The 12601-nt window shown below is 53.2% G+C and carries 9 protein-coding genes; 5 read left to right on the plus strand and 4 right to left on the minus strand.

Annotated elements, in window-relative coordinates:
- The first annotated feature begins 15 nt into the window (after positions 1-15).
- From caiA to caiE, 5 genes are all read left to right on the plus strand, one after another.
- Entirely contained in the window at positions 16-1158 is a 1143-nt protein-coding gene (gene caiA, locus HV477_RS10300) for a crotonobetainyl-CoA dehydrogenase (protein WP_000347134.1), read from the plus strand.
- Positions 1159-1269: 111 nt separating this feature from the next.
- Positions 1270-2487, plus strand: a complete 1218-nt coding sequence (gene caiB, locus HV477_RS10305; RefSeq protein ID WP_001016212.1) for an L-carnitine CoA-transferase — start codon at positions 1270-1272, stop codon at positions 2485-2487.
- 62 nt (positions 2488-2549) lie between these two features.
- Positions 2550-4103: a crotonobetaine/carnitine-CoA ligase gene (gene caiC / locus HV477_RS10310; RefSeq protein ID WP_079898689.1), complete on the plus strand. Its 1554-nt coding sequence runs from the start codon at positions 2550-2552 to the stop codon at positions 4101-4103.
- Between the two features lie 53 nt (positions 4104-4156).
- Positions 4157-4942, plus strand: coding sequence for a crotonobetainyl-CoA hydratase (gene caiD, locus HV477_RS10315; RefSeq protein ID WP_000004376.1), 786 nt, complete (start codon positions 4157-4159; stop codon positions 4940-4942).
- A gap of 108 nt (positions 4943-5050) precedes the next feature.
- Positions 5051-5647 (plus strand): carnitine operon protein CaiE, encoded by a 597-nt coding sequence (gene caiE, locus HV477_RS10320; RefSeq protein ID WP_000122863.1) that lies wholly within the window; start codon positions 5051-5053, stop codon positions 5645-5647.
- Between the two features lie 76 nt (positions 5648-5723).
- Here the strand turns inward: caiE and caiF are convergent, their stop codons facing one another.
- From caiF to dapB, 4 genes are all read right to left on the minus strand, one after another.
- Positions 5724-6119, minus strand: coding sequence for a carnitine metabolism transcriptional regulator CaiF (gene caiF / locus HV477_RS10325; RefSeq protein ID WP_000333325.1), 396 nt, complete (start codon positions 6117-6119; stop codon positions 5724-5726).
- Positions 6120-6392: 273 nt separating this feature from the next.
- Entirely contained in the window at positions 6393-9620 is a 3228-nt protein-coding gene (gene carB / locus HV477_RS10330) for a carbamoyl-phosphate synthase large subunit (protein WP_079898690.1), read from the minus strand.
- 18 nt (positions 9621-9638) lie between these two features.
- Entirely contained in the window at positions 9639-10787 is a 1149-nt protein-coding gene (gene carA / locus HV477_RS10335) for a glutamine-hydrolyzing carbamoyl-phosphate synthase small subunit (RefSeq protein ID WP_000597284.1), read from the minus strand.
- 853 nt (positions 10788-11640) lie between these two features.
- Positions 11641-12462 (minus strand): 4-hydroxy-tetrahydrodipicolinate reductase, encoded by an 822-nt coding sequence (dapB, locus tag HV477_RS10345; RefSeq protein ID WP_000544032.1) that lies wholly within the window; start codon positions 12460-12462, stop codon positions 11641-11643.
- Positions 12463-12601: the final 139 nt, after the last annotated feature.

Genomic DNA, 12601 nt, shown 5'->3' on the forward strand with positions numbered 1-12601 from the left:
TCAAGAGGCTGAAAGATGGATTTCAACTTAAATGACGAACAGGAGCTGTTTGTCGCCGGTATTCGCGAACTGATGGCCAGTGAGAACTGGGAAGCTTATTTTGCCGAGTGCGATCGTGACAGCGTCTACCCTGAGCGTTTTGTAAAAGCGCTGGCGGATATGGGTATTGATAGCCTGCTGATCCCGGAAGAACACGGCGGTCTGGAAGCGGGTTTTGTTACCGTCGCCGCCGTCTGGATGGAGCTGGGACGTCTTGGCGCGCCAACTTACGTGTTGTACCAATTGCCGGGAGGTTTTAACACTTTCCTGCGTGAAGGGACTCAGGAGCAAATTGATAAAATCATGGCGTTCCGGGGCACCGGTAAGCAGATGTGGAACTCTGCTATCACTGAACCGGGAGCGGGATCGGATGTTGGTAGTCTGAAAACCACTTATACACGCAAAAATGGTAAGGTTTATCTCAATGGCAGTAAGTGCTTTATCACCAGTAGCGCCTATACCCCTTACATCGTGGTCATGGCGAGAGACGGTGCATCGCCGGATAAACCGGTTTACACCGAGTGGTTTGTGGACATGAGCAAAGCGGGTATCAAGGTCAACAAACTGGAGAAACTCGGTCTGCGCATGGATAGCTGCTGTGAAATCACCTTTGACGACGTTGAACTGGACGAGAAAGACATGTTCGGTCGGGAAGGTAACGGCTTCAACCGCGTGAAAGAAGAGTTTGACCATGAACGCTTCCTCGTCGCGCTGACCAACTACGGTACCGCAATGTGCGCTTTTGAAGACGCTGCGCGTTACGCGAATCAGCGCGTGCAGTTTGGTGAAGCTATTGGCCGTTTCCAGCTGATTCAGGAGAAGTTTGCGCATATGGCGATCAAACTGAACTCCATGAAAAATATGCTGCTGGAAGCCGCGTGGAAAGCGGATAACGGCACCATTACCTCCGGCGACGCGGCCATGTGCAAATACTTCTGCGCCAACGCCGCGTTTGAAGTGGTAGACACCGCCATGCAGGTACTGGGAGGTGTTGGTATCGCGGGCAACCACCGCATCACGCGTTTCTGGCGTGACCTGCGCGTTGACCGTGTTTCTGGTGGTTCTGATGAAATGCAGATCCTGACGTTGGGTCGTGCGGTACTTAAGCAATACCGCTAATCGATCCCTTGTAGGCCTGATAAGACGCGGGGCGTCGCCATCAGGCAATCATGCCGGATGGCGCTGTGCTTATCCGGCCTACATACCGCAAAAAATGCCAGGAGAAAAATGATGAATCATTTACCAATGCCAACCTTTGGCCCGCTTGCTGGGGTACGCGTTGTTTTTTCAGGAATCGAAATCGCCGGTCCATTCGCCGGACAGATGTTCGCCGAATGGGGCGCCGAGGTTATCTGGATTGAAAACGTCGCATGGGCCGATACCATCCGCGTACAGCCTAACTACCCGCAGCTCTCACGCCGCAACCTGCACGCCCTGTCGCTGAATATTTTCAAAGATGAAGGTCGGGAAGCGTTTCTGAAACTGATGGAAACCACCGATATTTTCATTGAAGCCAGTAAAGGCCCGGCCTTTGCCCGCCGTGGTATTACTGATGAAGTGCTGTGGGAGCATAACCCGAAACTGGTCATTGCCCATCTTTCCGGCTTCGGCCAGTATGGTACCGAGGAGTACACCAATCTTCCGGCGTATAACACCATCGCGCAGGCATTCAGTGGTTATCTGATCCAAAACGGCGACGTTGATCAGCCGATGCCAGCCTTCCCGTATACCGCCGATTACTTCTCCGGGATGACCGCGACGACAGCCGCGCTGGCAGCCCTGCACAAAGTACGCGAAACGGGTAAAGGTGAAAGCATCGATATCGCCATGTACGAAGTGATGCTGCGCATGGGTCAGTATTTCATGATGGACTACTTCAACGGCGGCGAAATCTGTCCACGTATGACGAAAGGGAAAGACCCCTACTACGCCGGTTGCGGCCTGTATAAATGCGCCGATGGTTACATCGTCATGGAGTTGGTCGGCATCACGCAAATCAACGAGTGTTTTAAAGATATTGGCCTGGCCCATATTCTTGGTACGCCGGAAGTTCCGGAAGGCACGCAGCTCATCCATCGCGTGGAATGCCCTTACGGCCCGCTCGTCGAAGAGAAACTGGACGCCTGGCTGGCAACACACACCATCGCCGACGTTCAGGCGCGTTTTGCTGAGCTGAATATCGCCTGTGCGAAGGTGCTCACCATTCCGGAACTGGAAGGTAATCCGCAGTACGTTGCCCGCGAATCGATTACTCAGTGGCAAACAATGGACGGTCGCACCTGTAAAGGGCCGAACATCATGCCGAAATTTAAAAACAACCCAGGGAAAATCTGGCGTGGCATGCCGTCACACGGCATGGATACCGCCGCCATTCTGAAAAACATTGGTTATAGCGAAGCAGATATTAAGGAACTGGTCGGCAAAGGCCTGGCCAAAGTTGAGGATTAAACGCGATGCGCTAATCGGTTTTCCGGTTAGCGCTCACGCCTGATTTCAGTGGATAAAGCAATATGGATATCGTTGGCGGACAAAACTTACGTCAGATGTGGGACGACCTGGCCGGGGTGTACGGAGATAAAACGGCGTTAATTTTCGAATCCTGTGAGGGAATCGTTCGGCAGTTTAGCTATGCTTCGCTCAATGAAGAGATTAACCGCACGGCGAACCTTTTTTATTCCTTAGGGATCCGCAAGGGTGATAGGGTCGCGCTGCATCTGGATAACTGTCCGGAATTCATCTTTTGCTGGTTTGGACTGGCAAAAATCGGTGCCATTATGGTGCCGATTAATGCCCGCTTACTGGGCGAAGAAAGCGCCTGGATCCTGCAAAACAGCCAGGTGAGTCTGCTGGTTACCAGCGCCCAGTTTTATCCTATGTACCGTGAAATACGCCAGGACAATAGCACTCCGCTTAATCATATCTGTCTGATTGGCGAGCAGCTTCCGGCTGACGACGGCGTGAGTCACTTTACCCAACTGCAATCCCGCCAGTCCACCACGCTGTGCTATACGCCCGTGTTATCCACTGACGATACGGCGGAAATTCTGTTTACCTCCGGTACCACCTCGCGTCCAAAAGGGGTGGTGATTACCCACTATAACCTGCGTTTTGCAGGCTATTACTCTGCCTGGCAAATCGCCCTGCGCGATGATGACGTGTACATGACGGTGATGCCCGCTTTTCATATCGACTGTCAGTGTACCGCCGCAATGCCAGCCTTTTCCGCCGGCAGCACCTTTGTGCTCCTGGAGAAGTACAGCGCCAGGGCCTTCTGGGATCAGGTACGTAAATATCAGGCGACGGTGACCGAGTGCATTCCGATGATGATCCGCACGCTGATGGTCCAGCCCGCCGCGCCAACGGACAGGCAGCATCATCTGCGCGAAGTGATGTTCTATCTCAATCTATCCGCGCAGGAAAAAGACGCCTTTACCGAACGCTTTGGCGTCAGGCTGCTGACCTCTTATGGTATGACTGAAACCATTGTCGGAATTATTGGCGACCGTCCCGGAGACAAACGGCGCTGGCCTTCCATTGGTCGCGTGGGTTTTAGCTATGAAGCTGAAATTCGCGACGATCAAAATCGCCCGCTGCCCGCCGGAGAAATTGGCGAAATCTGTATTAAAGGCATCCCCGGCAAGACTATCTTCAAAGAGTATTACATGCAGCCGGAGGCAACCGCCGGGGCGCTGGAACCAGAGGGCTGGTTACATACCGGTGATTCGGGTTACCAGGATGAGGATGGCTATTTCTATTTTGTCGACAGACGCTGCAACATGATTAAACGCGGCGGGGAAAATGTCTCCTGCGTCGAGCTGGAAAATATTATTTCTGCGCATCCGAAAATTCAGGACATTGTGGTGGTCGGTATTAAAGACGCGATCCGTGATGAGGCCATTAAAGCGTTTATCGTCCTTAATGAAGGTGAAACATTAAGCGAAGCCGAGTTTTTCAGCTTCTGCGAAAACAATATGGCGAAATTCAAGGTTCCCTCTTTTATGGAGATCAGAACCGACCTGCCGCGCAACTGTTCAGGAAAAATAATCAAAAAAAATCTGAAATAAACCTTCCGGCAGGAATCCCTCCCGCCGGGAAACTATTTATCTGGAGATGAACTATGAGTGAGTCATTACATCTGACCCGTAACGGCCCGATCCTGGAAATTACCCTCGACCGACCTAAAGCGAATGCCATTGACGCCAAAACCAGCTTTGCAATGGGTGAAGCTTTTCTTAATTTCCGTGACGATCCGGAATTACGCGTAGCAATCATTACCGGCGGCGGGGAGAAATTCTTTTCTGCTGGCTGGGACTTAAAAGCGGCAGCGGAAGGTGAAGCGCCGGATGCTGATTTTGGTCCCGGCGGCTTTGCTGGTTTAACCGAAATATTTGACCTCGATAAGCCGGTTATCGCCGCGGTGAACGGCTACGCGTTTGGCGGCGGTTTTGAGCTGGCGCTGGCGGCGGACTTTATTGTCTGCGCCGAAAACGCCAGTTTTGCGCTGCCGGAAGCAAAGCTCGGCATCGTGCCTGACAGCGGCGGCGTATTGCGTCTGCCTAAGCTGCTGCCACCGGCTATCGTCAACGAAATGGTAATGACCGGCAGACGAATGAGCGCCGAAGAAGCGCTGCGTTGGGGGATCGTGAACCGCGTTGTCAGCCAGAGCGAACTGATGGATAGCGCGCGCGAACTGGCGCAACAACTGGTCAATAGCGCCCCGCTGGCTATCGCGGCGCTGAAAGAGATTTATCGCGCGACCAGCGAAATGCCGGTAGAAGAAGGCTACCGCTACATCCGCAGCGGCGTGCTGAAGCATTATCCGTCGGTACTGCATTCAGAAGATGCGCTCGAAGGACCGCAGGCATTTGCCGAAAAACGCGATCCGGTGTGGAAAGGTCGTTAATGTGACTATGCCGGATGGCGCTTCGCTCATCCGGCCTACAGCACATGCGCAACCGTAGGCCGGATAAGGTGTTTACGCTGCCATCCAGCAAAAAACCGAGGTACAACTATGAGCTATTACGCCTTTGAAGGACTGATCCCGGTGGTGCATCCGGACGCGTTTGTCCATCCCAGCGCCGTGCTGATTGGCGATGTCATCGTGGGCGCCGGTGTTTATATTGGCCCACTCGCGTCATTGCGTGGGGATTATGGTCGCCTGATCCTGGAGGCAGGCTCTAATCTGCAGGATGGCTGCATCATGCATGGCTACTGCGATACCGATACCATCGTGCATGAAAACGGCCATATCGGCCACGGCGCTATTCTACATGGCTGCGTGGTGGGACGGGACGCCCTGGTCGGCATGAATAGCGTCATTATGGACGGCGCAGTGATTGGCGAAGAGAGCATTGTCGCCGCCATGAGTTTTGTCAAAGCCGGATTTCAGGGTGAGGCAAGGCAACTGCTGGTGGGTTCACCGGCGCGCGTACTACGCCAGGTTACGGACCAGGAGCTGCACTGGAAACGCCTCAACACCAAAGAATATCAGGATCTTGCGATCCGTTGTCGAACGGGGTTATCTGAAACGAAGCCGTTAACGCAGGTCGAAGAAAACCGGCCGCGCCTGAAAGGCACGACGGACGTGAAGCCAAAATCAGCACAGTAATTGATGCCGGATGCGCTCACGCTTATCCGGCCTACGCGTCAATTACCGTTTACCCCGCCAGCAGGTAAACAGACAATTAGCGACGCATACTCTTGGAGAGCATCATCTGCCATTTCTGCTCACGGTTTAGCTCTGTGGGGGGAACGGCAGACAGCCGCGGTGTTTTCGCCACGCTCACTTTTCTTTCCTGCAAATTATGATTCAATCGGCGATAGAGTTGAGAGTCGATACTCACGACTTTCACCAGACGCTGGCACTGGCAGCCTCGTCCTGCAATTTGGTTAGGGATCATCTTCACTTCACAAACAATTTCCCCCACTTCTGACAGAATATAGGAGAGCGTATTAATTGCTTTGCAATGTTCAATATCAAATTGACGGGAAATCTCCCTGGCCGTGATCCATCGGTTCTCTGCCATCATCCAGTCAGCAATTAACAAATAAAGCGGTCTTTCAACATATTTTTCACACATAAGCACACCATTTCACAAATTAAAAATCTGGCTACGGCCTGTCCAAACTAATAAAAACTAAGCCATATTAAAATTGTGGATATGCAAGATAGTATGCGACTTAAATATTGATTAGTGTGAGCAATATCGTGCTTATTACATTGAAAATGTGGTTACGGAAACGGACTTCTCCAGGAATGACCTTACGCAAGATAAAAAAAGGGTTTCTTTACAGAAACCCTTTCAACATTATATTACAGGTCCGGTTAGAGCAATATCCGCCGGACCCTTTGTTTACGACTTTTTGATCTGCGCGTGCATTTCCTGCACCGAGGTTACCTTCTCGGTGGCATCGGCATTGAGCGCCATCGTCGTTGCAAAACCGCCGTTCAGGGTGGTGTCATAATGCACTTTATACTGCAGCGCGCTGCGGCGAATCACCCTGGAGTCTTCAATCGCGCGGCGACCTGCGGTGGTGTTGATGATATAGGTATATTCGCCATTCTTGATACGGTCCTGAATGTGCGGACGACCTTCGTGCACCTTGTTCACCAGACGCGGGTTGATACCGGCTTCGCCCAGCACAATCGCCGTACCGTGGGTGGCATCCAGCTCAAAGCCCTGTTTCAGCAGCTTAGCGGCCAGGTCCACCACGCGCTCTTTGTCGCCTTCGCGAACGGAGAGCAGCGCACGGCCCTGTTTCTTCATGGTGGAGTTACTGCCCAGCTGCGCCTTAGCGAACGCTTCCGCGAAGGTACGGCCCACGCCCATCACTTCCCCGGTGGAGCGCATTTCTGGCCCTAACAGCGGGTCAACGCCGGGGAATTTGTTGAACGGCAGCACCACTTCTTTCACCGAGTAGTACGGCGGGATAATTTCTTGGGTCACGCCCTGCTCGGTCAGCGATTTGCCGGCCATCACGCGCGCCGCCACTTTCGCCAGCGGAACGCCGGTGGCTTTGGAGACGAACGGTACGGTACGCGCCGCACGCGGGTTGACTTCAATCAGGTAGACTTCGTTGTCCTTGACCGCAAACTGCACGTTCATCAGGCCGCGCACCTGCAACTCGAAGGCCAGCTTCTGCACCTGCTGGCGCATCACGTCCTGAATTTCCTGGCTCAGCGTGTAGGCCGGCAGGGAACAGGCGGAGTCGCCGGAGTGTACGCCCGCCTGCTCAATGTGCTCCATAATGCCGCCAATCAGCACCATTTCGCCGTCGCAGATAGCGTCCACGTCCACTTCAACCGCGTCATCAAGGAAGCGGTCCAGCAGCACCGGCGCATCGTTAGAGACGCTGACCGCCGTCTGGAAGTAGCGACGCAGGTCGGCTTCGTCATAGACGATTTCCATCGCCCGACCGCCCAGCACGTAAGAAGGACGCACCACCAGCGGGTAGCCAATCTCTTTCGCCTTCTCAACCGCTTGTTCAATGGCAGTGACGGTGGCGTTGGCCGGTTGCTTCAGTTTCAGACGGTCAACCGCGTGCTGGAAGCGCTCGCGGTCTTCCGCGCGGTCGATGGCGTCCGGGCTGGTGCCGATAACCGGCACGCCTGCCGCTTCCAGCGCGCGCGCCAGCTTCAGCGGCGTCTGGCCGCCGTACTGCACGATAACGCCTTTCGGCTTCTCGATGCGCACGATTTCCAGCACGTCTTCCAGCGTCACCGGCTCGAAGTACAGGCGGTCGGAAGTGTCGTAGTCGGTGGAGACGGTTTCCGGGTTACAGTTGACCATGATGGTCTCGTAACCGTCTTCGCGCAGCGCCAGCGAGGCGTGTACGCAGCAGTAGTCAAATTCGATACCCTGGCCGATACGGTTCGGGCCGCCGCCGAGGACCATGATTTTATCGCGGTCAACGGACGGGTTCGCTTCGCACTCATCTTCATAAGTGGAGTACATGTAGGCGGTATCGGTGGCGAATTCCGCCGCGCAGGTATCCACGCGTTTGTAAACCGGGTGCAGGTCATACTGATCACGCAGCTTACGGATTTCCGCCTCGCGTACGCCAGCCAGTTTTGCCAGACGCGCATCGGCAAACCCTTTACGCTTGAGCTGACGCAGGAAGTCGGCGTTGAGGCCGGTAATACCGACTTCAGCCACTTTCTCTTCCAGACGCACCAGTTCTTCAATCTGAACCAGGAACCAGCGGTCAATGTTGGTCAGGTTGAACACGCCATCCACAGACAAGCCCGCACGGAAAGCATCGGCGATGTACCAGATACGATCTGCGCCCGCATCTTTCAGCTCGCGGCGGATTTTGGTCAGCGCTTCCGGGTCGTCGAGGCTCACTTTCGGGTCGAAACCGGTGGCGCCCACTTCCAGGCCACGCAGCGCTTTCTGCAGGGATTCCTGCTGCGTGCGACCAATCGCCATCACTTCCCCGACCGATTTCATCTGGGTGGTCAGACGGTCGTTGGCACCGGCGAATTTCTCAAAGTTAAAGCGCGGAATTTTGGTGACAACGTAGTCAATAGACGGCTCAAACGACGCCGGCGTACGGCCACCGGTGATGTCGTTCATCAGCTCGTCGAGGGTATAACCCACCGCCAGTTTGGCCGCCACTTTGGCAATCGGGAAACCGGTGGCTTTCGACGCCAGCGCCGAGGAGCGGGAGACGCGCGGGTTCATTTCGATAACGATCAGACGACCGTTTTTCGGGTTCACTGCGAACTGGACGTTAGAACCGCCGGTTTCGACGCCGATTTCACGCAGTACCGCCATCGAGGCGTTACGCATGATTTGGTATTCTTTGTCGGTCAGGGTCTGCGCGGGCGCCACGGTGATGGAGTCACCGGTGTGGATACCCATCGCATCGAAGTTTTCGATAGAGCAGACGATGATGCAGTTGTCGTTTTTATCACGCACCACTTCCATCTCGTACTCTTTCCAGCCGATCAGCGATTCATCAATCAGCAGCTCGTTGGTTGGCGAGAGGTCCAGACCGCGTTCGCAGATTTCTTCGAACTCTTCACGGTTGTAAGCGATACCGCCGCCGGTGCCGCCCATGGTAAAGGACGGACGGATGATGCACGGGAAGCCCACATCAGCGGCAACCGCCAGCGCTTCTTCCATGGTGTGCGCGATACCGGAACGCGCGGTGTCGAGACCAATTTTCTTCATCGCGATATCGAAGCGACGACGGTCTTCGGCTTTATCAATGGCGTCGGCGGTCGCGCCAATCATGGTCACACTGAACTCTTCCAGCACGCCCTGACGCTCCAGCTCCAGCGCGCAGTTCAGCGCCGTCTGGCCGCCCATGGTCGGCAGCACCGCATCCGGACGCTCTTTTTCAATGATTTTGCGTACCACTTCCCAGTGAATCGGCTCGATGTAGGTGGCATCGGCCATTTCCGGGTCGGTCATGATGGTGGCCGGGTTGGAGTTCACCAGAATGACGCGATAGCCCTCTTCGCGCAGGGCTTTACACGCCTGAGCGCCGGAGTAGTCAAACTCACACGCCTGACCGATAACAATCGGACCCGCGCCCAGAATCAGGATGCTTTTTATATCTGTACGTTTTGGCATGGCTCTTATTACTCCTGATTATTTCGCGGACTGACGGTATTGCTCAATAAGCTCGATAAAGTGGTCGAACAGCGGCGCCGCATCGTGCGGGCCCGGGCTCGCCTCCGGGTGTCCCTGGAAGCTGAACGCCGGTTTGTCGGTACGATGAATCCCTTGCAGGGTGCCGTCGAACAGCGACTTGTGGGTCACGCGCAGGTTGGCGGGCAGCGAGTCTTCATCCACCGCAAAGCCGTGGTTCTGCGCGGTGATCATTACCACGTTTCTGTCCATATCTTTTACCGGATGGTTGCCGCCGTGATGGCCGAACTTCATCTTAACGGTCTTCGCACCGCTCGCCAGCGCCAGTAGCTGATGGCCGAGGCAGATGCCGAACACAGGAATGTCGGTCTGGAGGAATTTCTTAATCGCCTCGATGGCGTAGTCGCACGGGGCCGGGTCGCCAGGGCCGTTCGACAGGAAGATGCCGTCCGGATTCATTTTCAGCACCTCTTCAGCAGAGGTTTGCGCTGGCACCACCGTCAGGCGGCAGCCGCGATCCACCAGCATGCGCAGGATGTTGCGTTTGGCGCCGAAATCATAGGCCACCACATGGAACGGCAGGTCATCCTCAGATTTCGCTTCCGGTAAACCGTCTTTCAGCGTCCAGCTACCCTGCGTCCAGCGGTAAGTTTCCGTCGTGGTCACTTCTTTCGCCAGATCCATACCGTTCAGTCCAGGAAATGCTTTCGCTTTTTCCAGCGCCAGCTTCGCATCCGGGCTATCGCCTGCAATGATGCAGCCGTTCTGTGCGCCTTTCTCACGCAGCAGTCGGGTCAGCTTGCGGGTATCGATATCAGCAATCGCCACAATGTTATGCCGTTTGAGGTAAGAAGAGAGGTCTTCTGTGTTACGGAAGTTGCTGGCAATCAACGGCAGATCGCGAATCACTAAACCTTGCGCATGAACCTGAGAAGATTCTTCATCGGCTTCATTGGTGCCGACATTACCAATATGGGGATAAGTAAGAGTGACGATTTGGCGGGAATAGGAAGGATCAGTGAGGATTTCTTGATAACCGGTCATTGAAGTATTGAAAACGACTTCCCCAACCGCCGAACCTGTTGCCCCTATGGCCCGACCGTGAAACTGGGTTCCGTCTTCCAGAACCAATAGCGCTGACTTAATCAAAACACCCTCCAGAGAATATTCACTCACTTTATTTGCATATTAATTCATTCAGTCAGTATGAAGCAATGCAAATTTGCTTACCCGTGGATTTCTGGCAAACGGCGGCATTCTGAAGTTAAGCCGGATAAAAGTCAACTTAAAGAGGGTATTTTTTATGTTATTTTGCACATTATAAGGAAGTTATTCTGTTTAATAGGCAAAAAGATCAACTAAGTGACGATAGAAAACGCTTGCGCTTCCTTGAGTTCGCAAAAAACTGGCTGGCATGATAAAAAGTGGACCAAATGGTCAAATTTCACATTAAAACAACAAAAAACAACGATAAAAATTCATTTAATAGCCACTAATGTTATTAAATGAATAAAAATTCAAAATTAAGAAAATTAACCAAGAAAAGAATTTAAAAATCAACTTGTTATAAAAACAAAAAACAAATCAATCGCATCATAAAATCACAAAAAATAGCAAGTTAAGACAATATAATGATAACTCCAATTTAGATATAAAGATCTAACTTCTTTTTCTTTAAGACAGGCGCATACGATTGGACCACAACCAGCCTCACTACAGCATAAAAAAGCTAACCTATTGAAGCAAAAGAGATAAAACGATCCCGAGGAACAGCACTAGCCCCCCGATGGATATCAGTCTGGTCGAGGTGCCTTTTGCATACGGTAAGCCACTGCGGCAGAACATGTCGTGGGAGAAGAAACTGTCGAAACATGAATGGTGAAAGGCGTTATTTATCTGACCGAATAACCGGGGGGCAAAAAAACAAAAGGGCAATAATATATTGCCCTTTGTAATCAATTAATCTTGATTACCACAACCACATCACGAAGGTATTTAGTCGCTATAATACATCCAGCCCCAGCACATCCCGCATGTCAAATAGCCCATTTTTCTTCGTTTTTAGCCATAACGCCGATCGCAACGCGCCATTTGCAAACGTCATGCGGCTGGAAGCTTTATGCGTAATCTCTACGCGCTCGCCAATATCGGCAAACATCGCGGTATGTTCGCCGACGATGTCGCCCGCCCGAACGGTCGCAAAGCCAATCGTGCCCGGTACGCGCTCGCCGGTATAACCTTCACGCGAGTAGACCGCGCAGTCCTTCAGATTTTTATCCAGCGCCCCGGCGATTGCCTCGCCCATTGCCAGCGCCGTACCCGACGGTGCATCCACTTTATGGCGGTGGTGCGCTTCAATAATTTCAATATCGCTATAGTCGCCCATTACCTTCGCGGCTTTCTCCAGCAGCTTGAGCATGACGTTAACACCGACGCTAAAGTTTGCGGCGAAAACGATCGCAATCTCTTGTGACGCCTCGCGAATGGCTTGTTTACCGGCGTCGTCAAAGCCGGTAGTACCAATCACCATCCCTTTACCATGCTGGCGGCAAAACGCCAGATGCGTCAACGTGCCTTCCGGACGGGTAAAATCGATGAAAACGTCAAAATCATCTTTTACCGCCTCAAGGCTGCTTTGAACGATCACGCCGGACTTTCCCGCCCCTGCCAGTTCGCCAGCATCGCTGCCCAGCAAGGAAGAGCCTTCGCGCTCCAGCGCGGCACCCAGCTGAACACCTTCCATCGCCATGGCGGCCTGGATTAACTGCCGTCCCATGCGGCCACCGGCGCCGGCAATGGCGACGCGGATTTGTGCTTCATGCATAGCTATTCTCTTTTGTAAAAATTGCGTAAACCGTTTTCAGAGTAACCAGCGCGCCCGGAGGCCGCCATCTAAAATCGCCGATAATTAGAAATTAATGATAAACAGGGAGCGATATCAGTAAAAGACATGATTCATCCCG

The sequence above is a fragment of the Salmonella sp. SG203 genome, assembly GCF_013350575.1.
GTDB classification, from domain to species: domain Bacteria; phylum Pseudomonadota; class Gammaproteobacteria; order Enterobacterales; family Enterobacteriaceae; genus Salmonella; species Salmonella enterica.